The 20,334-nt window shown below is 31.0% G+C and carries 20 protein-coding genes; 9 read left to right on the top strand and 11 right to left on the bottom strand.

Features of this window, described 5'->3' with window-relative positions:
- The first annotated feature begins 114 nt into the window (after positions 1 to 114).
- Entirely contained in the window at positions 115 to 1,548 is a 1,434-nt protein-coding gene (locus CUEA01_RS12565) for a zinc ribbon domain-containing protein (RefSeq protein ID WP_234121953.1), read from the top strand.
- Positions 1,549 to 1,649: 101 nt separating this feature from the next.
- Here the strand turns inward: CUEA01_RS12565 and CUEA01_RS25345 are convergent, their stop codons facing one another.
- Entirely contained in the window at positions 1,650 to 2,432 is a 783-nt protein-coding gene (locus tag CUEA01_RS25345) for a MerR family transcriptional regulator (RefSeq protein ID WP_234121952.1), read from the bottom strand.
- Between the two features lie 83 nt (positions 2,433 to 2,515).
- On the opposite strand from CUEA01_RS25345, the gene trxB reads away from it, so the two are divergent.
- The 3 genes from trxB to CUEA01_RS12545 are packed head-to-tail and all read left to right on the top strand — an operon-like array spanning position 2,516 to position 5,518.
- On the top strand, positions 2,516 to 3,694 hold the full coding sequence (trxB, locus tag CUEA01_RS12555) for a thioredoxin-disulfide reductase (RefSeq protein ID WP_234121951.1): 1,179 nt from the start codon (positions 2,516 to 2,518) through the stop codon (positions 3,692 to 3,694).
- A 15-nt stretch (positions 3,695 to 3,709) separates the two neighbouring features.
- Entirely contained in the window at positions 3,710 to 4,036 is a 327-nt protein-coding gene (locus CUEA01_RS12550; RefSeq protein ID WP_234121950.1) for a thioredoxin family protein, read from the top strand.
- A 54-nt stretch (positions 4,037 to 4,090) separates the two neighbouring features.
- Positions 4,091 to 5,518, top strand: coding sequence for an aryl-sulfate sulfotransferase (locus CUEA01_RS12545; RefSeq protein ID WP_234121949.1), 1,428 nt, complete (start codon positions 4,091 to 4,093; stop codon positions 5,516 to 5,518).
- A 494-nt stretch (positions 5,519 to 6,012) separates the two neighbouring features.
- Here CUEA01_RS12545 and CUEA01_RS12540 read toward each other — a convergent pair whose 3' ends face one another.
- Entirely contained in the window at positions 6,013 to 7,575 is a 1,563-nt protein-coding gene (locus tag CUEA01_RS12540) for a GxxExxY protein (RefSeq protein ID WP_234121948.1), read from the bottom strand.
- A gap of 547 nt (positions 7,576 to 8,122) precedes the next feature.
- Here CUEA01_RS12540 and CUEA01_RS12535 point away from each other — a divergent pair.
- Positions 8,123 to 9,220 (top strand): heparan-alpha-glucosaminide N-acetyltransferase domain-containing protein, encoded by a 1,098-nt coding sequence (locus tag CUEA01_RS12535; protein ID WP_234121947.1) that lies wholly within the window; start codon positions 8,123 to 8,125, stop codon positions 9,218 to 9,220.
- Between the two features lie 111 nt (positions 9,221 to 9,331).
- Positions 9,332 to 9,937, top strand: a complete 606-nt coding sequence (locus CUEA01_RS12530; protein WP_234121946.1) for a DUF3137 domain-containing protein — start codon at positions 9,332 to 9,334, stop codon at positions 9,935 to 9,937.
- 42 nt (positions 9,938 to 9,979) lie between these two features.
- Here the strand turns inward: CUEA01_RS12530 and CUEA01_RS12525 are convergent, their stop codons facing one another.
- Positions 9,980 to 10,486 (bottom strand): AAA family ATPase, encoded by a 507-nt coding sequence (locus CUEA01_RS12525; RefSeq protein WP_268906161.1) that lies wholly within the window; start codon positions 10,484 to 10,486, stop codon positions 9,980 to 9,982.
- A 178-nt stretch (positions 10,487 to 10,664) separates the two neighbouring features.
- On the opposite strand from CUEA01_RS12525, the gene mntA reads away from it, so the two are divergent.
- Both mntA and CUEA01_RS12515 read left to right on the top strand, forming a co-directional pair.
- A complete protein-coding gene (gene mntA, locus CUEA01_RS12520; protein WP_234121945.1) occupies positions 10,665 to 11,087 on the top strand; it encodes a type VII toxin-antitoxin system MntA family adenylyltransferase antitoxin in 423 nt (140 codons plus the stop codon).
- 290 nt (positions 11,088 to 11,377) lie between these two features.
- The gene (locus tag CUEA01_RS12515; protein WP_234121944.1) at positions 11,378 to 12,952 is read left to right on the top strand and encodes a hypothetical protein; all 1,575 of its coding nucleotides are present in this window, start codon (positions 11,378 to 11,380) and stop codon (positions 12,950 to 12,952) included.
- Positions 12,953 to 13,190: 238 nt separating this feature from the next.
- On the opposite strand, the gene sufU is transcribed toward CUEA01_RS12515, so the two are convergent.
- The 8 genes from sufU to CUEA01_RS12475 form a co-directional block, all read right to left on the bottom strand.
- Positions 13,191 to 13,613: a Fe-S cluster assembly sulfur transfer protein SufU gene (gene sufU, locus CUEA01_RS12510; RefSeq protein ID WP_234121943.1), complete on the bottom strand. Its 423-nt coding sequence runs from the start codon at positions 13,611 to 13,613 to the stop codon at positions 13,191 to 13,193.
- Complete coding sequence (locus CUEA01_RS12505; protein ID WP_234121942.1) at positions 13,603 to 14,826, bottom strand: cysteine desulfurase; 1,224 nt, start codon at positions 14,824 to 14,826, stop codon at positions 13,603 to 13,605. Before CUEA01_RS12505 ends, sufU begins: the two co-directional genes overlap by 11 nt.
- A complete protein-coding gene (sufD, locus tag CUEA01_RS12500) occupies positions 14,819 to 15,910 on the bottom strand; it encodes a Fe-S cluster assembly protein SufD (protein ID WP_234121941.1) in 1,092 nt (363 codons plus the stop codon). The genes CUEA01_RS12505 and sufD overlap by 8 nt, the downstream gene beginning before the upstream one ends.
- Positions 15,911 to 15,924: 14 nt before the next feature.
- A complete protein-coding gene (sufB, locus tag CUEA01_RS12495; RefSeq protein WP_234121940.1) occupies positions 15,925 to 17,331 on the bottom strand; it encodes a Fe-S cluster assembly protein SufB in 1,407 nt (468 codons plus the stop codon).
- 12 nt (positions 17,332 to 17,343) lie between these two features.
- Positions 17,344 to 18,090: a Fe-S cluster assembly ATPase SufC gene (sufC, locus tag CUEA01_RS12490; protein WP_234121939.1), complete on the bottom strand. Its 747-nt coding sequence runs from the start codon at positions 18,088 to 18,090 to the stop codon at positions 17,344 to 17,346.
- A 192-nt stretch (positions 18,091 to 18,282) separates the two neighbouring features.
- Positions 18,283 to 18,699, bottom strand: coding sequence for a DUF523 domain-containing protein (locus CUEA01_RS12485; RefSeq protein ID WP_234121938.1), 417 nt, complete (start codon positions 18,697 to 18,699; stop codon positions 18,283 to 18,285).
- Between the two features lie 47 nt (positions 18,700 to 18,746).
- A complete protein-coding gene (locus CUEA01_RS12480; protein WP_234121937.1) occupies positions 18,747 to 19,283 on the bottom strand; it encodes a permease in 537 nt (178 codons plus the stop codon).
- On the bottom strand, positions 19,280 to 19,759 hold the full coding sequence (locus CUEA01_RS12475; protein WP_234121936.1) for a permease: 480 nt from the start codon (positions 19,757 to 19,759) through the stop codon (positions 19,280 to 19,282). The genes CUEA01_RS12480 and CUEA01_RS12475 overlap by 4 nt, the downstream gene beginning before the upstream one ends.
- A 173-nt stretch (positions 19,760 to 19,932) precedes the next feature.
- Here CUEA01_RS12475 and CUEA01_RS12470 point away from each other — a divergent pair, with 173 nt between their 5' ends.
- Complete coding sequence (locus CUEA01_RS12470; RefSeq protein ID WP_234121935.1) at positions 19,933 to 20,280, top strand: PadR family transcriptional regulator; 348 nt, start codon at positions 19,933 to 19,935, stop codon at positions 20,278 to 20,280.
- Positions 20,281 to 20,334 lie beyond the last annotated feature (54 nt).

Here is a 20,334-nt window from a genome sequence, read left to right as displayed (position 1 = left end):
ATATTTGAAAGGAATTATCTTTACATTTTACTACATTTTTTAAATTTTGTAGAGGAAAACCAAAATTTATGTAGAATATAGAATTATAAATATTTAGGAAAGGAATTTAATCATATGAAATATTGCAGAAATTGTGGAGCGGAAATAGATGAAGGTAAAAAGTTTTGCAAAAATTGTGGAACTAAAGTAGTAATTGCTTCTACAAAGGTTGAAAATAAAGAAAATTATTCTTATGAAAAAGAAAATTTCTATTCACCTTCAATATCTAATAGGTTTTATACATATTTAAAAAGTAAAAAGTTTTCTCGTAAGCATAAAATACTAATTGTATTAATATGTATTGTATTAATTTTCTCTATAATACTGATAAAAATTGGTCAGTCATATACAAGTAAGAATAGGCAAATATCAGAATTTACTGAAGCCTTAGCCAATAACAACACTTCTAAGCTTGAGAAAATAATGAAATCATCAGATCCTAGACTAATTATTAATACTTCAAATGTTGAGAATTTTATTAAGCTTATAAAAAAGCATCCATCGTATTTAAAATCCTTAACAAATTCATTAAATAATGAAACAGATAATGCTAATGATGTAATAACAGTAAAAAAAGAAGGTAAAAAATTTTTGTTTTTTGATAATTATGTTTTTGAAGTAAGTCCGTATTTTATAAATATAAATTCAAATTGCTTAGATGAGGAAATTTTTATGAATGGAAAAAAGCTTTATAAAATTGATAATAAAAGCTTTACTAAACAAATAGGTCCGCTTATGCCTGGAGCTTATGAGCTTAAAGGTATATGCAAAGAAAAGTATACTACGCTAAGTAAGAATTTAGATTTAGACGTATTTGATAGTAATATAGTAAATGCTGATTTAAATGTCGATGAGAAATTTATAAACGTATCTTGTGACAATGATGATGCCTATCTTTATGCAAATGGAAAAAATACAGGCTTGAAGGTCAATGACATAGATGATTTTGGTCCAGTATCGACAGATGGATCAATTTCTATATATGCTGAAGTTACTTTTCCTTGGGGAACTGCAAAAAGTGAAAAGGAAAAAATAGTTGATACTAATCCTATTAATTTAAAGATAAAGCTAACTGATGATAAAATAGAATCAGCTCTCATGAATACCATAAATGATTATAATAAAGCTTGGATGCTTGCTATGAATAGTCTTGATTCTAGTAAACTTGTTGACTGTTCTCCTGATGAAAATAATAAGCTTACATCAAATATAAGCAACATGCAGGCTTCAAATCAGCTTTACAACGGTAAGTTGACTAAAACAAATTTTGATTTAAATAGTATAAAAATATATAAAGAAGATAGCAAATATTATGCAAACATTGATGATTCAGAGTATATGAATGAAGTTTATTACAATAAAACCGATACAAATAATGCACTAAAGCCAGCAAACTATAATTGGGAATATACATTATATTATGACGAAGCCTCAAAGAAATGGCTTGTACAAGGCAACAGTCCAATAAGTGGTTTAAGCTCAGATAATATTAAAAGTTTTAATTTTTAAAATATTTCCATAGTATCAGTAATCATAAAATTCATCTTCTGGGGAAATATTAACGAATCGGTCAGGGGATTGCGTATCTCTTGGCCGATTTGTTGATTAAATCATTTTGTGCAAAAAATCTGTAATTCGCTGGGTTTTGTATCAAAGCTATATTTGGGAAGTTTGATATTATCAACAATAATAGTTTTTCCATGCATGTTTTGCTCTTGTACAAATCTCAAGATTTCCCTATCCCTTAGTATGGTCTGTAAACAGTCATAATCCCCTTGAGGAATAATGGTAATGTTATCATTCTGAACATCTGTATTTAGAATCTCCAGAAATAACCGAAGACTTATTTTTCCGTCCGTTGTAATTTTGATGATTTTTCCTGCTGGAAGCATTGGTACTAAATCATTTTTTAAAGCATATTTATAGAGAACTGCGATCCGTCGTACGATTTCCTTGTCATCCAATTCCTCAGAAATGAAATCAGAAGTAATAATTCTGCGTTCCTTTATCTGTCTGACATATTTGCCTTGCATATTTTCAAAGGTCTTATTTTTTTCGATGCTCTCTAACATATGTGAAATCATATTCAGGTTGTTCTGAATTTCTTTCATTTTAAGGAGAGCCATGATCTGCCCCTGTTGTAGCAGTTCCTTTGAATTTAATTTTCCATCGTTGCCTATATAATGTTTTAATTCTTTGAGCGGAATACCAATAGTGATGCAGAGAATTATCTGATTTAGAATAAGAAGTTGTTCTGTGGAGTAATAGCGGTAATTGGTCTGACTGTCGATATAAGCAGGTTTTAAAACTCCTATTTTCTCATAATAGCGCAGGGAATTAATGTTAATGCCACGTAAATCTGCAAATTCACTTATTGTAAAATATTTATTCATTTTCATTTCTCCTATTGACTCTATTATTATAACAGGGTTTACGATTATTATAAAGAAAATTTGCAATAAGGAGGTAAAAATCAATGCGTGAAGATTACGATCTGATTATTATTGGAAGTGGTCCAGCAGGGCTTGCAGCTGCAATTTACGGCGGACGCGCAAAGCTTAAAACGCTGGTTCTGGAGAAAAGTGAAGTAGGTGGAAGAGCACATACAACCCGTGAGATTGTCAACTATCCCGGAATTAGCAATATAACTGGTCCGGGATTATCTGAGAAGATGGAAGCACATGCCCAAAAATTTGGTGTTGAAATCCGTAGACAGAATGTGAAATTAGTTAATTTAAAGGGAAATGACAAAATTGTTATTTCAAAAAAAGGTGAGTATCATGCTCCTGCTGTTATTATAGCGAGTGGTACATCAGCAAGAATCTTAGATATTCCAGGTGAAAAGGAATATACAGGTATGGGTGTTAGTTATTGTGCGACCTGCGATGCTGAATTTTTTCAGGACCAAGAGGTAGTCGTTGTGGGATCAGGGGATCAGGGTATTGAGGAAGGAATGTTTATTGCCAAGTATGCCTCTAAAGTTACTGTTGTTGTTTTGCATGATGAGGGAATCTTGGATTGCAACAAACAAGCTGCCCAAAAGGCATTTGCTCATCCTAAAATGAATTTTATTTGGAACAGTGTCGTTACTGAAATCAAGGGAGATGGAAATGAGGTAACATCAGTACGTATTAATAATGAAAAAACCAAGGAAGCATACGATTTTTACTGCAATGGCATCTTTTTCTTTGTTGGCATGGTGCCTGTAACAGATTTTCTGAAAGATCAGATTAATCTAGATGACAGAGGCTGGATTCATACAAATGAAATGATGGAAACGGATATCTCAGGAGTATATGCGGTAGGGGATGTTCGTGCCAAGTATTTAAGACAAGTAGTAACAGCAGTAAGTGACGGAGCAATTGCAGCAAGTGCAGCTGAGCGTTACATTGAAGAGCAAAAGGATTTTAGACATGATGTTATGGAGAGTGATATACCAGTATTTCTAGGGTTTTGGAGCCCTGAGATAGAAGGAAGCCTTGATAGAATGAATTCTATGCGTACAGAAAGAGAAACGACAGAGCAATCAAGCAAGTTTATAGAAATTGATATATCACGAAAGAAAAGTATTGCATCATTCTATGCTGTCGAACTGACAAAGGCTCAGCCATCTGTGATTATAAAAGTAGAACATGGAAAAGTAGTGAATAGATAAAGGGGAAAATGAAACATGGAGAGAATTAACTCAAATGAATTTGATGAAAAAATTAATGACGAAGGTGAAAAATGCTTGGTATTATTTTCAAGAAAGTCCTGTCATGTATGTCAAGAAGTTCATCCAATGCTTGAAGAAATCGAAGAAGATTATAAAGATAAAGAATTTGGATTCTATAATGTGGATGTTGAAGAACAGAAAGATCTGTTCAACAAATTCGCATTGAAGGGTGTGCCACAAGTTTTGTTTTTTGATAATGGTGAATGTATATACAAGGTTGGCGGGAAGCAGCAAGAAGATGATTACACAGATAAAATTAATGCGATATTAGGTGCTAATTAACGCGATATTAAGTGCTAAAAAATAAATATGTAGAAAAAGGAGATTGAATAAATTATGGGAACAAGTGTATATCCAATGGGTGTAACAAGATATAATCCAGATAAAGCATGGAATGGTTACACATTGATGTCAGTGAATGGGGTTGGTACAGTATTAATTGATATGAATGGTAATGTGGTAAAGACATGGGTTGCACTTCAGGGATTTCCAAGTAAACTTCTGCCGGGCGGGAGAGTGTTTGGTTCATTGGGAAGACGTGAAAATCAGTATGGATATCAGGATATGTCTGATCTGACACAGGTTAACTGGGATGGAAAGATTGAATGGACATTCAATAGGTTGGAGGAACTTCATGATGGAGACAAAACATATTGGATGGCTCGTCAACACCATGATTTTCAGAGAGAAGGAAATCCGGTAGGATATTTTGTGCCAGGTATGGAGGCAAGTGTAGATAGAGGGAATACGCTAATTCTCTGCCATGAGGATAAATATAATAAGCGTATTTCTGATAAAAGATTACTTGATGACTGTATCATTGAAGTTGATTGGGAAGGAAACATTGTATGGAAATGGAGTGCTAGTGATCATTTTAATGAATATGGTTTCTCAGAGACTGCCAAGAACGTTTTATATAGAAATCCAAATGTCCATGAAAATGGCGGAGGTCAAAGCGACTGGCTGCATATTAACAGTATGTCAGTGCTTGGTCCGAACAAATGGTATGATGCAGGTGATGAACGTTTTCATCCTGATAACATTATATGGGATTCAAGAGAGAGCAATATTTTAGCTATTATTTCGAAAAAAACTGGAAAACTTGTATGGAAAATTGGCCCGGATTTCACTGAAACAAAGCAACTTCGTGCAATAGGACAGATAATAGGACAGCATCATGTGCACATGATTCCGAAGGGTCTTCCAGGGGCGGGAAATATTTTAATATTTGATAATGGTGGATGGGCAGGATATGGTGCACCTTCCAGAACATCGAAAGATGGTACAAAGACAGATCTTCGTGATCATTCCAGAGTTATCGAATTAGATCCAGAAACCCTTAAGGTGGTATGGCAGTTTGATGGTTCGGTATTTGGAGGTATGATGGATATTACAGCAAAGAGCCAGTTCTATTCTCAGCTGATATCATCTGCACAAAGATTGCCAAATGGAAATACACTGATTGATGAAGGTTGTAGTTGCAGAATGCTAGAAGTGACTCCGGAAAAAGAAATCGTATGGGAGTATATTGCGCCATTTAGGTCAGAAATGCCTTTTATTTATCGAGCATACCGTTATCCATATAGTTATGTTCCACAGCTTGAAACACCAATTGAAACGCCAGTGGTACCATTAGACAACCATGATTTCAGAGTTCCTGGAGCGGCAGTTGGTAACATTAATCATATAACAAAGGTAGAGGGAACCTGGGGTATGGAAGGCAAGATGGATGCCTGTGTAACAGAAGAACAGATTGTGGATTAAGAACTGTATTTCAGGCTTGGGCGTAAGCCCATTAAGATTCTTGAACCTATATTATTAATTTCTAGTGCTCCATTTCAAAGACATAAATTAATCAAGAATATTAGTGTGCCTACGGAATTTTGGTATAGTTGAAAAACTTTTATTATTTAAGTAATAATATATTTTGAGGTTATAATTAGTATATTAATTGATCAACTTATTTAAACATTGTAAAACAAAGATGTAATGGATTAATCAAATAGCCTTTGGTAGGTGTAGAAAAAAATGATGTTAGGGAATAGCATTGAAAAAATATTTTAAATAAAATTGCATAAAACTTAGTGGAAAATTTTTTAAAGATTTAGAGATTTAGATTGTCCGAGCATCTTCTTGCGAGTTATCTAAAGCTCTTAAGCTTTAAAAAATTTGCCGCTTAGTTTTATTAATTTTATTTAAGATTTTAAGATGCTATTCACTAACATCATTTTGTGCGACATCCACGTTTAATTATTACTTTAAACATAAACAGCAACTATATTTTTACCACCAATTTCAATACTTTCTTCTTTATATTCCTTATTTTTATTAAAATTAAATATAACTAAATATCCTTCATCTAGTCCGTTAATATCAAGATAATCACATAATTGCTTAATGCCCTTTTCATGATATTCTTTTCCACGCCATAGTTTTAGTTCAACAATATATTTAAAATTATTATAAGTAATAACAAGGTCTAGACGTTTTTCTTCAGAAATTTGAACTTCTTTAAAATCAAAGCCAATTCCGTTTATTATAGGTTTTACAAAGGCAAGAAAAAGAAGTCTTCCATTGTTTTCGATAAAGTTTAAATCTTTTATAGAGTATTGTTCTTTAATGAACTGCTGAAATCTACTTAGAATTTTTGGAAAGTTTAAGCTTCCGTTTTCTTCTATAAAATTGTATTTGAAATTGTAATTATCTATATCCCTTGTTTTAGTAATCATTTTTGAAAGCATATAATTATAAATTATTTCCTCAAATATTTTATTGCTTATAGCAACACTTCCGTTTTCTTCTTTAAAAAATCCATAAGTTAAACCTAGATTGATAAGTGGATTTAAGGCATTAAAAGGTATGTTTTCCCCTTTAACTAAAATTCTGTGTGCAAGGTCATATAAATCTGAATTATTTTCTAAATTTTTAACTAAACTTTCAAATAATGTGTTAACTTCGGCAATAATATTTTTTACAGCTCTATCTATATCTTTAATGGTCCAAGACCGTTTTTCATCCGCATAAAAATCTTCATCAATAATTTGACAGATTCGGCTTACTAAAAATGGATATCCTTCAGTAAAATAATAAATTCTCTCGGAAAGTTTCTTTAAATTCATAGAAAGCTTATTGCAAGTGGCATAATCCTCTAGCATAGTTTCTATTTCAGATGAATTAAAGCTTAAATCAATATTAAAATTAACTGCTATATTCCAAGGTGAATTATATTTTGAGATTTCTTCATTTCTTATTTTAAGCTTTAAGTTTTTTACGTCATGAACACCAGCTAAAATTACAGATTTAAAAGTACAATCTTGCTCTGCATTTCTAAGTAAATATTTGTTCCTAAGCATGCCTAAAAAGCTTAAAAATAGCTGGTTATTAGAAGATTTATCTACCTCGTCTATTAAAAGAATAACTTCTTTGAGAGAGGAATTTACAAACTTAGTTATTGCTTTAGACAGCTCTTTTAAACTTGATACCTTTTTAGATAACTCTCTTAGCGTTTTAGCTTTTTCATCATCCGATATTTCTAAGGCATCAGCCATAATATCTAATACATTGGGGCAAAATAGTTTTTCGTCTGTAAAAATTAAATCTCCAATTCCTTCAAAACTAATAGAAATAACTACATATTCATTTTTTAAATGATTTTTTATTTGATTTAAGGTAGTAGTCTTTCCATATTGTCTTGGTCTGTTAATTACAAAATAACTTTCTCTATCAATAAGTTTTTTTATTTGTTTTATTTTGTTATCTATATTAACCATATAATGTTTTCTTGGAACACAAAGTCCGGTAGTATTAAAATGTTTTTCCATTGCCATCACCTCGATAATTCTTTAGTGAAACTAGCGTAGCTACAAAATATATATGTAATATAATCCGCTATACGACTTGTATTCTTGGAACATAAATAGTCTAAATTTCGCGACAGTTTCACTATAGATTATAGCAGAGTATTAAGATTTTATACATTAATTACATTTAAAGTGACAGAAAAATATATTTTAAAGAGTATATATAGATAAGCGATTTGAAAAATTACAATTTGTCGAGCAGAGTACAGATGACAGAGTACGGAGTACAGTGAATGATGATTTACCTTTCGCTTTGCTTAGGCAAATCTTAAACTTAAATGGTGTCAGCTTCGCTGAGCGCCATCTATGGCGCAATTGCGCAGCAATAAAAAAATAAGTTTTCAGATTTTTCGCAGTGATAACGGAGAAAAATCGTCCTTCATTGTACTCTGTACTCTGTACTTTGTACTCTGAGTTAAATTGTAATTTGTCAGGATAAACTTGGTATGTATAATTTACCTGTTTCAAGTTGCCTATCTATATGTTAAAAAGAAATGGGGGATTCATTTTGAAGGAAAGAGATTATTCATTGGATTGTATTAAAGGAATTGCGTGTATATTTATGATATTAATACATGCAATAACCTTAGTTACTGTTGGAAAATCAGCTGTTGGTGGTGTTTTTGGACTATTAGCTTTTTTTGGAGGAACAGCTCCAGTACTTTTTTTTGCTGTTTCAGGAATAACATCTTCGGTTTTTCAGGCTAAAAAATCTATAAAAGTAATTATTCCAGCTTATTTAATATTTGGATTGCTGGGGGTATCTTACATTGGCATATGGAGAGCCAATATTTATAGCAGTAGTTTGTGCGATATACTGCAAATGATGGCTATGGCGGTTATTATTATAGTATTGATTGAAAAAAGTATAAAACCAAGTAAAACATTTTATTTAGTTGCTTCAATAGCAGTGTTTCTTATACATTATTTTATAACATCAAAAATACCTACATTCCCAGTAAAAGATTTTTTATTCGCACCAGCTGTATTTCCTGTATTTCCATGGATATCTATGGTGTTCTTTGGAATTTTCTTATACAGAATAGATAAAAAGCTAAATTTATTAATAGGAAGTTTTACATTTGCAGTGTTTATTTTAGCTTCAATGGTTACGAAAGTGGATTTTTCAAATAAATTTAATATGTCTGCTGGCTATTTTGGTGTTAGTATTTTTATAATGAGCATAGTTTTTTATATTTCAAGGACAATAAAATTTAAGAGTTTAAATAATCCAATATTATATTTTGGAAAAAATTCTTTGTTATTTTTGTATGTGCATTTGCTAGCTATAAAAGTATTTGCACCATTCACTAATAATGTTTTATTAAGATGGTTAGTTGTTTTAATTCTTTCTTATTTTTTAATGCTAGGTATAAGTTTTATTAATAGATATGTAGAAAAAGCATTTTGTAATATTATAATTTGGCTTTTAATGATAGTGGCAGTAGTTTTGATACCGTTATTTGGTTTGAATGCAAATTTGATTTTTTCTTTAGAGATGTTAATTGGAATATTGTTTTCTGTTAATTACCATAAATTGTCTGGAATTATAGAAAAAACTTTTTCACACAAATTAAATTTAGTTGGTTTAAAGATGAGAAGCTGAATGTAAAGTATTAGTATTTGGTTTTTATGATTACGAAATTTTTTTGATTTGCTTAATGGCACATTTGAACAAAACAAATGTGCCATATATTTTAATGGAGGAGTGAAATATATGGAGTTATTTGGAACTAGTAAAAGAGAGGTTTGGAAAAAGTTCGCAGAAGAAATTAAAGGTAATTATGTACAAGGAGTTCTTCGGAGAGGAGATAAAGTTGAAGCATATGTAGATAATTGGCTTGTTATATTGGATACCTATACAGTATCTACAGGAAAATCATCAATTACGCATACTAGGATGAGAGCCACTTTTGTAAATTTAGATAACTTTTATTTTAGGATATATAGAAGTGGAGTTTTTAGCGAAATGGGAAAAATGTTAGGTATGAAGGATATTAGTATTGGGTATAAAGAATTTGATGATACTTTTGTAATAAAAAGCAACAATGAAGAAAAAATAAAATTATTGTTTGAAAATGAAAGCATAAGAAGTTTGATGGAAAATCAGCAACATAGTAATCTTCAGATAAAAGGTAATGGTGGTAGAGGTAAAAAACATTTTACAGATGATGTTGATGAACTCTATTTTGAAGTTATTGGAGTTATAAGGGATATTGAAAGGCTTAAAGAATTGTACGAGCTTTTTGCAAAAGTACTGCAGGAGTTGTGTAATATAGGAACTGCAAGTGCTGAAACTCCAAAAGTTGATTTTAGAGTTTAATTTCATGCTCGAAAATTACGTCCAACCTCCAAACTTTAGTTGCTAACGGTTTCTAGTTATTTCCTTTATTTTTTTTACAACTTCATCAGTGGAGATTTCACTTGTATCAATTTTTATAGTGTTCATATTTTTATATAGAGGTATGCGCTCTAAACTTCTATTTATACATTCTTCGTCTCTTAGGCCATTTGCTACGTCTATTGATATTCTTCTCTTTAAGCTTTTTTCATTGCACATAAGGGTTATTTTTATTACTTCAAATTCTAAATCATTTAATTTGTTTAAAATTAAATCAAATATTTCTTCTAAATGTATTACCCAGTTGAATATTACATAGTCAAAATTAGAATTAGTTAAAAAGCTTCTTAATAGATATGTAATATTTTTTTCGACCATTAATTTGTTTTCCTCATTGGCTATAAAAGGATTCATCATCCAGCACCAGTCTCCGTCAAGCCATACTGAATTTTGAAGCTCTTTGTTTAGTTTTTTACAAGTGGCAGTTTTACCTACGCCCATGGGTCCATTCACTATTATTAGCTTTTTCAATTTAAATCGCCTCTTAGAGATGTATTTCTATCTACATTTATAATAGCATAAACCTATAATAAAATGTTGCGCTTGTTCTTTTATTAATTAAGGAATCTTAAAGTAGTGAATAAATTTTGTTTAAATGGACAGAAGAAATACTGTATAATATATATATAAATAAAAAAGTGGTGATAGTATGAGTATTGTAGATGAAAAGCGTAATATATTAAATAAGCTTAATTCATCTGAGTTTAGTGATTTTATAAGTAAGTTTGGTATTTCTACTGTTATTATTTTTGGCAGTATTTGTAATAATGAATTTAATGAATTTTCAGATGTTGATATAGCTGTTTTAAGTGAGAATAAGTTAAAGCTAGATAATATTTTAGATATAGAGTTATTTTTAGAAAAATTTTTAAAAAGAGAAATAGATGTTATAGATTTAAAAAGTGATAATTTGGATATGTTTATTAAAATCAATATCTTGAATGATGGAAAGCTTATATATTGTAATGATAATAAAAAAGAATTTGAAAAGTTTTGCGACGAAACTGATTGGGTTTATAGGGAAAATGAAAATTTTATTTATTTTAGGAAGGTTGATTTGTTATCAGATTGATTAAGAGGTACATATTTTTGTTCAAAAATCACGTTTAATGCGAAATAGAATTTTACACAGGTATGAATAACCAAGTCATGAAGAACTATTTTTTCATATTGTTAGAGATAAGGATAAAGTTGCAAGTAATTATTCAAAATGATTATAAGAACATGCATAAGTTTTAATTTGTGCATGCTCTTATTTTTTATATATTTTTGTGTAATTATATGGAGGAATATACATCTTGATGTAGAATATTAAGTATAATACTAATTTTACATTAAAAATAAAGGGGGACAAAATTAATTATGAAAAAAAATCTAAAGAATGGAATAATGACGGCAAGCATATTTTATATAGTATTTTTATTAGTTATAAATATTCCATTTGTAAGCTCTAAGGCAGCAACTAGTGATAGTAACTGGATAACATTGGATGAGGTAAGTAATGTACCAGTAAACAAGGAATTTGTGGTAAATTTTTCTGATGAAGTTCAAAATGACAAAATAGATGGAATTGTCATAGAAAAAGATAATACATATATTCCAGTTGAAATTAAAAAACTTGATACAAACAAAATAAAAATAATACCAGTAAACAATTATGATTTTAATTCAAGATATTGCATTAAGATTTTTTTAAGCAATGGTAAAAAATATTGTAAGTATTTTAATACTGTAAGCGCTACTATCTCCAATCAAACGGAAAATTTATTAAATAAAACTAACACCTGTGCTTCTCTTAAAGATGGGGACAAGTATCCTATAGAATTATCTGAAGATGGAAATATTAACATCACATTTAATCACAATAAATTAGTTGGAGAAACTGATGCAGTATGGGATATAAGGGTTACTGACGAAGATGAAACAACTACTATAAAAGAAATATATGTAAATGGAATTGAAGATAAAACTATTACTCCATTAGGATTAAAAAAGGGAAAGTATAATGTTATTGTAGAACCATATTTTAGAGTGTCTGATTCATGGCTGATTGGTAATCCTCAATATTATTCGACTTATGTTTTAAAGGTTCCGTACAGCGTTTCTGTAGATTTTACTAAATCTGAATATTTTGAGCAGGAACCAGATGATGACATGATGGGTGCTCAAGTTATAAATTTAAATCAGCAGTACACAGGATATTCAAGTTCAGTTACAGATGATGATTATTATGAAATACAAGTTAACGAAGACGGATATATTAATGTGAATTTTGCACATGACAAATTTGTAGGAGAAACAGATGGTGATTGGAAAATAACTGTTATGGATGAAAGTAAAAATGTATTTATGACATTGATTTCAAATGGAGTAGATACAAATATAAATAGATATCTTGGGCTTTCAAAAGGCAATTATTATATAAAGGTGGAACCGTATTTAAGGTCCGATTCATGGCTTGCCGGTAATCCAAAGTATTATTCGAAAAATATTTTAGATGTTCCTTATAATTTAACTGTAAACTATACTAAATCTGATAATTATGAAAAGGAATCTAATGATAGTTTGGATAAAGCAACTAACATAAATTTAAATGAAATGTATATGGGGAATTCTAATACATTAACGGATGATGATTATTATAGTTTTTCTGTGAAAAATGAAGGGGATTTTAATGTAGAATTTTCACATGATAAATTTAATGGGGATTTAGATGGTATATGGAAGATAACTGTTTTAGATGAATATAATAAAGAAATTAAAACTTTTACATCAAATGGTCTTCAACAGGATTTAAAAGAACAAGTGAATTTGCCTGAGGGGAACTATTATGTAAGAGTAGAACCATATTTAAGATCTGATTCATGGCTTGCAGGTGATCCAAAGTACTATTCTCAAAATGTATACAATCAGTATAAAATAGGGGTTTACCAGTAACAAAAATAGATTCCTTTAGTATTTTCGGCTATTTTTAAAAGAATGTTTCTATGATGTGTTGGCTTTTATGGACTCTTAGGATTGCTCGTTTATAATTTGCGTAATTTTGACTAGGACGGTCAAAGCCATTTAGGCATCAGGATGATGCATCTAAATGGGTAGCAAATTATAAACGAGCAATTCTTAGAGTCCATTAATGTCATAAGCTCATATCAATATTCTTTTAAAAATAGCCAATTTATTTTATACACTCATCCAAAGTATGCCAAGCAAGCACTGCACATTTTACTCTAGCAGGCATGTTTGAAACATTTTTAAAGGCTAGGGCATCTTCAAGTGCTTCAAGTTCTTTTTCGTCTGTTATTTCTCTTTTTATCATTCCTATGAAGGTGTGAGTAAGCTCTTTGGCTTCTTCAACGGTTTTACCTTTTATAAGATCAATCATAATAGAAGTAGAAGCCTGGGAAATAGCACAGCCAACTCCTGTGAAAGATGCATCTTCTATTATGCCGTTATTTACCTTAAGTTGAAGGGTAATTTCATCTCCACAGCTTGGATTGTGACCATTTTCAACTATGTTGGCACCTTCAAGTTCATGCTTATTGTGCTTTGAAGCATTGTGTTCTGTTATTATTTCTGTGTATATAGAATTAAGATCCATAGCCTAACCACTTCCTTACATTTTTTAATCCATTAGCTAAGTCATCAATATCTTCTTTTGTGTTGTAAAAATAAAAGCTCGCTCTGCAGGTTGCATTTACTTGCATGTAACGCATAAGAGGATTTGCACAGTGATGTCCTGTTCTAATGCCAATGCCGTAGGAATCAAGTATTGTTGCAACATCGTGCGGGTGAACATCATCTATATTAAAGGATATTACACCTGCTTTTTTTGCTGCATCCTTTGTTCCATAAATTGTGATATGAGGTATTTCACTTAATTTTTCAAGAGCATAGCTTGTGAGTTCTTTCTCGATGGCTTCAATTGTTTCAATGCCAACTTTATTTATATACTTAATAGCTTCTGTAAGACCAACTGCACCACCAACATTTTGAGTACCTGCTTCAAATTTTTGTGGAACTTCAGCGAAGGTAGTTTTCTGCTCCCATACGTATTCAATCATGTCACCACCGCAAAGGAAGGGTGGCATTTTTTCAAGTAAAGCTTCTTTTCCGTATAATACACCTATTCCCATAGGGGCAAGCATTTTATGTCCTGAAAAAACTGCAAAGTCTGCATCTAAGGAAGTAACATCTACCTTCATATGAGGAACACTTTGAGCCATATCAACAATAGCAATAGCACCAACGCTGTGAGCCTTTTCTATTATTTCTTTGACGGGATTTATTGTACCAAGTACATTTGAAACCTGTGTTACAGAGACTATTTTTGTGTTTGAAGTTATTTTGCTTTCAATTTCTTCCTTTGGTATTATACCTTCTTCATTTAGATATAAATATTTAAGCTCGGCTCCTTTAGCTTTGGCTACTTGCTGCCAGGGAACTAAATTTGAATGGTGCTCTGCTATGGAAATTACAATTTCATCTCCAGGGTTTAAAAAAGTAAGTCCGTAGGAAAAAGCTATAAGATTGAGAGCTTCTGTGGCATTTCGTACAAATACTATTTCTTTGCTTTTTTCTGCGCCTATGAAATCACGAACCACTTCTCTAGCACCTTCATAAAGTTCTGTTGCTTTTACACTTAGAGCATAAGCACCTCTATGTGGATTGGCATTGTTTTTTCTATAATAATCATCTATAGCATTTATAACAGAAACGGGTTTTTGAGTAGTTGCTGCATTATCCAAATATACAAACCTGTGTCCATTGAATTCTTGATTTAATGCTGGAAAATCTTCTATATATTTATTCATCGGAAAGTTTCCTCCTAATACTATTAGAAATACTAGTTTTTAATTCTTCTGAAGGAATTTTATCTATTATAGGATTAAAAGTTGCTTCTATAATAAGTTTTTTTGCCTCAGCTTCACTAAAACCTCTGCTCATTATATAAAATAATCTGTTTTCATCTATTCGTCCAGAACTTGCTGCATGCTGACCATCAACATCTTCTTCGGTACATAGAAGTATTGGAACAGATTTGTTTGTTACCTTAGGACTTAAAAGAATAGTGTATTCTTCTTCTTTGCCCTTTGATTTATTAGAACCTTTTTTAAAATCAAGAGTTCCTTTAAATACTTTTTTACTTTCATCAAGAAGTGCGCCTCTAGCTTCTATATCACTTCGAGTTTCTTTTCCATAATGATTTATAAGATAATTTATATCTAAGTTTCGTTCTTTATCGCCTAGGTAAATTGTTTCTATATTTCCGATGCTTTTATAACCTTTTAAGTCTGCTTTATAATTTGTAATGCTGTATTGACTGCCTAAGGTTACTTCTGTATAGTTTACAACAGCATTATCTTCTGCTTGAGCTAGGTTTGCATCAAGGTGAGTACTAGTATCTGAAAATTCCTGTATTTTTATTAGATTTACAATTGAACCTTTCTTTGCATAAATTTGAGTAAGTCCATTATGAAAGGCAGGAACTTTGGAGTTATAATTTATAACTACAGTCAATTCGCTGTTTTCTTCGGCGATTATCAAATTATTATCTATTATTAAATTGTTTTCTTCATCAGCCTTATAATTTATAAATATAGGTCTTGACGCTTTTTTATCAATAATAGAATTAACATAAATCCCCGTATTGTAACTATTTTTGCACTGCTCAAGAGAAGCTTCATTTAAACCTTCGTATTTTGAAGGAATAAATTCTGAGGAAATATTTTTGCTCATTAATTTTATCTTAACTTCATTGTTTTCAGTTTCACCTAGTATATTTAAATTGTATTCTTTTGATTGTGGCAGGGCTTCATCAACAGTTACATTATTGACACCAAGCCATCTCCAAGTTCTCATTGGAATGTTATTTATTTTATTTAAAGTATTAATCATAACTGCATCACCGCCTATCCTATGTTTCCGTTAAGTTCAAGATTTATAAGTCTATTCATTTCAACTGCATATTCAAGAGGAAGTTCTTTGGATATAGGTTCAACAAATCCTCTTACTATCATTGCTCTTGCTTCTTCTTCGCTTATTCCCCTTGACATTAGATAAAATATTGCATCATCGCTTATTCTTCCTATTTTTGCTTCATGACCTATATCTACTTCATCATTTTGTATATCAAGAGCTGGGATTGTATCTGAACGAGATATATCATCAAGCATTAAAGATTCACAGGAAACTGTTGATTTTGAATGATGAGCATTTGGCAAAACTTTAACTGAACCTCTGTAAATTGCAGTACCATCACCTTTGGAGATTGACTTTGAATTTACTGTTGAAGATGTATAAGGGGCAGCGTGAACTACTTTTGTACCTGTATCCAAAAATTGTCCTTTTCCTGCAAAGGTTACTCCAGTAAATTCGGATTTTGCACCTTCACCTTTTAATATACTCATAGGATAAAGCATGGATTTTTTTGAGCCGAAAGAGCCAGATATCCATTCAATTGTTCCATTTTTTTCAACCAAAGCACGTTTAGTGTTTAAATTAAGCATATTTTTAGACCAATTTTCTATAGTTGAATATCTTAAAGTAGCACCTTCTTTTACGTAAAGTTCAACACAGCCCGCATGAAGATTTGTTACATTGTATTTTGGTGCAGAACAGCCTTCTATAAAGTGAAGCTTTGCTCCTTTTTCAACTATTATAAGGGTATGTTCAAATTGACCTGCTCCCGGAGAATTGAGTCTAAAATAGGACTGAAGAGGTATATCTACGTTAATGCCTTCAGGTACATATACAAAAGAACCTCCAGACCATACAGCACCATGCAGTGCTACAAATTTGTGGTCACTTGGTGGAACGAGCTTCATAAAATATTCTTTAACTATAGGCTCATACTGTTTTATAGCTGATTCCATGTCTGTGTATATTACGCCTTGTTTAACTAATTCCTCTTTTATGCTGTGGTACACAACCTCTGAATCGTATTGGGCTCCAACACCAGCAAGCGATTCTCTTTCAGCCTTTGGTATACCAAGCTTTTCAAAGGTATCCTTTATGTCATCAGGGACATCCTTCCAATTACCTTTCATATCTGTATCTGGTCTTACGTAAGTTACTATGTTATCCATATCAAGTTCTTCTAAAGAGGGGCCCCAGGTTGGCATTGGTGTTTTATTGTATGTTTCAAGTGCTTTAAGCCTGAAATCAAGCATCCACTGAGGATCATTTTTTTCTTTTGATATTTTTCTTATGGTATCTTCCGTCAAGCCTTTGTTTACCTTATAGCTGTATCTATCTTCATTTTTTATATCATATACGCCTCTTTCGAGATCATCTATATAAGTTTTTTCGCTGCTCATTAGTAAACCTCCTTATACCATTTCTCTAAATGAAGCAAAACCTTTTGTGTTTATTTCCTCCATCAAGGAAGCGTCTCCTGTTTTTACTATTTTTCCATCCAAAAGTACATGAACAAAATCAGGTTTTAAATATTGAAGTATTTTGCTGTTGTGGGTTATTATAAGTATAGAATTATTTTCGTTCTTAAACTCGCTTATTCCCTTTGAAACTATCTTAACCGCATCTACATCAAGACCAGAATCTGTTTCGTCAAGTATAGCAAGCTTTGGGTTTAGCATTAACATTTGTATTATTTCATTTTTCTTCTTCTCTCCGCCAGAGAAACCTACATTTAAATATCTTTCAGCGTAGCTTTCCTTCATTTCTAGAAGAGCCATTTTTTCTCTTAATTCTTTTCGAAAAGCCATGAGTTTTATTGGTTTTCCAGAGCGTTCTGTTCTTGCACCTCTAAGTAAGCTTTCTACAGTTATTCCTGGAACTTCTTCTGGATTTTGAAAGGAAAGAAATATTCCTTTGTTAGCTCTTTCATTAGTTTTTAATTTTGTTATGTCGTCGCCTTCAAAATTAATGGAACCATCTGTTACTTTATATTTAGGATGACCCATAATTACGTTCATAAGAGTAGACTTTCCAGCTCCGTTGGGTCCCATAATTACATGGATTTCACCTTTATTTACTGTTAAGTTAAGACCTGTAAGTATTTCTTTTTTATCTGCTTCTGCATGTATGTTATTTATTTCTAAAAGTTTTTCTAACATAAAATTCACTCCTGACTTTATAGAGATAAACCGCTTGAAAATCAAAATTGCCTTTATAAAACAAATCCGACTAATTAACTCGGGTTTTCTATTTACATTTTATAGCTATATTTTTATGTTGTCAATAATAATTATTAAAAAATATAATTTCTATTGGGCAATTCTTAATATAATAAGGCGAACGTAATTCTTTTAAACATCTTCTGAATCAATTACTTCATAGCCTCTTTCAATTAATGCTTTGGCAAATAATCCATTGCCTTTAATTAATTTTCCATTAAAATTTCCATCATATATTTTATTAACTCCACAAGTAGGACTTCTTGACTGTAGAACTGCTAAATCAATATTTTCATCTTTTATACTCTCTAATGCTAGTTCAACACCTTTTTCATATTCTTTATGAACATTCTGACCATTACATTCAGTAACATATCCATCTACTATTTCAGCAGAAGCTCTTGGAATACTCATTCCCGCTAAGATTTCAGGACAAATTTCAATTATTTCTTTGTCCTTTAGAAATTCTACAACTTTTGGATTTAAATTGTTTCCGCCATTATATTTGCAGTTGCATCCTGTAATACAGGCACTAACCAATACTTTCATCTTAATCAACCTTCCAAATTTCTATATTAATATTATGCATGAATCTTTTATTTAAGCGATTTAACATTTTCATAAATACTTTCCTTCTCGTTTTGCGGAATAATTTTATCAATAATATATGCTATTAGAACAATAGCAGGTATATCAATAATATATCTAGTAACCATAAATCTCCATCCCATGACAGACGCTTCAAATAATGATATTGGTATTTTGGTAGCAGACCATGCTCCTATGAAAATTAATACATTAAATAATTTGCTACCCTTTTTTAACAACATTCCTGCGAAAGGAAATGAAACATATAATGGTCCAGCTGCAACAGAGCCAAGTAGAAAAGCAATAGCAATACCTCGAATATTTGAACCTTCGCCCATAAGCTTTGTCATTGTTTCTTTTTCAACCCAAATATCAAGAAGTCCAAGTAAAATAAAAATTGGCGGCATGATTCCAAGCATTTCTTTTAAATTATCTGCTGTTCCTTTTAATGAATTTATACCTAATTGAGGTTTAAATAGTAGTAATAATAGGTTAATCGTTAATATAACAGCTACTATCTTATATCTTTTAAATATTTTTATCATTTTAATATCACTCCCATCACAAAAGCTATAGCAAAGGAAAATATAATTGCAAGAAAATTTCTAAGATAAGTTACTTTTCTTCTGAAATACCTTATTTCAACAGGAATGGTAATAACTCCGACCATAACAGATGTTGATATAAATACTATTATCTGAATCATTCCTGCTCCATTTTTCAATAATGTAGCTGCCAATGGAAAAGTTACAAAACCAGGTATTACTGTGCATGAACCAATTATTGCAGCAAATACTATACCAATTATCCCTGACTGTTGACCAATTAACTTTGATATAATTTGAGGACTTAACACAGCAAATATGATTCCTATAATCAATAATATTGATAGAAATAGCGGCAATATATTTTCAAAAGACTTCCATCCCTTTATTATTGCCATTTTAGTTTTCTCACGGCTCTTTATTAAAGATACCAACATAAGAATAAACGTAACAATATACAAGCCAACTGTAAACATAAAATTTCCTCCTTAAAAATAAAATCATTGATTTGTGTTGCATACACTATACTGTTAATTACAGTATTAGTATATAACTAAGTCTACCATAATGTCAATAATATTACTATGTTGTTTGCAAATAACTGTTTACAACAGTATAATATTTTTATATACGGAAAGGAGGCATAGTTATGAGTAGCAAAAAGCCTAACAAGCATCGCCATTTACCAGCATTCATTCTCTTAGCATTAGCAGAAAATTCTTCTCATGGAGGTGCTATATATACTTCACTTATAGAAAAACTCCCCAATTTTCAATGTGATACTGGTGCTATATATCGTACGCTACAAAAACTTGAAGAAGATAAAGCAGTAACATTTTCATGGGATACAACTAATTCTGGACCAGCTAGAAAAGTGTATACTATTACTGATATTGGATTGATTCAACTTGATAATTGGAAGCAAGATATTGAAGATAGAATTACGATTTTACAATGCTTTTTAAATGAGTATAATCATTTAAAAGATAATCAATAAGCTATATTAAGCTTGAAAATGACTAATATAATTTATTGACGCAAGGTTAAATCT

The organism is Clostridium hydrogenum (assembly GCF_021432385.1).
Classification (GTDB): Bacteria; Bacillota; Clostridia; order Clostridiales; family Clostridiaceae; genus Clostridium_S; species Clostridium_S hydrogenum.
This window is presented reverse-complemented; position numbering and strand designations above follow the sequence as displayed.

What these genes read in the sequence shown, in the direction of transcription:
- CUEA01_RS12565 (WP_234121953.1), top strand. Translation starts at nt 115, where the DNA reads ATGAAATATTGCAGAAATTGTGGAGCGGAAATAGATGAAGGTAAAAAG.
- CUEA01_RS25345 (WP_234121952.1), bottom strand. Translation starts at nt 2,432, where the DNA reads ATGAATAAATATTTTACAATAAGTGAATTTGCAGATTTACGTGGCATT.
- trxB (WP_234121951.1), top strand. Translation starts at nt 2,516, where the DNA reads ATGCGTGAAGATTACGATCTGATTATTATTGGAAGTGGTCCAGCAGGG.
- CUEA01_RS12550 (WP_234121950.1), top strand. Translation starts at nt 3,710, where the DNA reads ATGGAGAGAATTAACTCAAATGAATTTGATGAAAAAATTAATGACGAA.
- CUEA01_RS12545 (WP_234121949.1), top strand. Translation starts at nt 4,091, where the DNA reads ATGGGAACAAGTGTATATCCAATGGGTGTAACAAGATATAATCCAGAT.
- CUEA01_RS12540 (WP_234121948.1), bottom strand. Translation starts at nt 7,575, where the DNA reads ATGGAAAAACATTTTAATACTACCGGACTTTGTGTTCCAAGAAAACAT.
- CUEA01_RS12530 (WP_234121946.1), top strand. Translation starts at nt 9,332, where the DNA reads ATGGAGTTATTTGGAACTAGTAAAAGAGAGGTTTGGAAAAAGTTCGCA.
- mntA (WP_234121945.1), top strand. Translation starts at nt 10,665, where the DNA reads ATGAGTATTGTAGATGAAAAGCGTAATATATTAAATAAGCTTAATTCA.
- CUEA01_RS12515 (WP_234121944.1), top strand. Translation starts at nt 11,378, where the DNA reads ATGAAAAAAAATCTAAAGAATGGAATAATGACGGCAAGCATATTTTAT.
- sufU (WP_234121943.1), bottom strand. Translation starts at nt 13,613, where the DNA reads ATGGATCTTAATTCTATATACACAGAAATAATAACAGAACACAATGCT.
- CUEA01_RS12505 (WP_234121942.1), bottom strand. Translation starts at nt 14,826, where the DNA reads ATGAATAAATATATAGAAGATTTTCCAGCATTAAATCAAGAATTCAAT.
- sufD (WP_234121941.1), bottom strand. Translation starts at nt 15,910, where the DNA reads ATGATTAATACTTTAAATAAAATAAATAACATTCCAATGAGAACTTGG.
- sufB (WP_234121940.1), bottom strand. Translation starts at nt 17,331, where the DNA reads ATGAGCAGCGAAAAAACTTATATAGATGATCTCGAAAGAGGCGTATAT.
- sufC (WP_234121939.1), bottom strand. Translation starts at nt 18,090, where the DNA reads ATGTTAGAAAAACTTTTAGAAATAAATAACATACATGCAGAAGCAGAT.
- CUEA01_RS12485 (WP_234121938.1), bottom strand. Translation starts at nt 18,699, where the DNA reads ATGAAAGTATTGGTTAGTGCCTGTATTACAGGATGCAACTGCAAATAT.
- CUEA01_RS12480 (WP_234121937.1), bottom strand. Translation starts at nt 19,283, where the DNA reads ATGATAAAAATATTTAAAAGATATAAGATAGTAGCTGTTATATTAACG.
- CUEA01_RS12475 (WP_234121936.1), bottom strand. Translation starts at nt 19,759, where the DNA reads ATGTTTACAGTTGGCTTGTATATTGTTACGTTTATTCTTATGTTGGTA.
- CUEA01_RS12470 (WP_234121935.1), top strand. Translation starts at nt 19,933, where the DNA reads ATGAGTAGCAAAAAGCCTAACAAGCATCGCCATTTACCAGCATTCATT.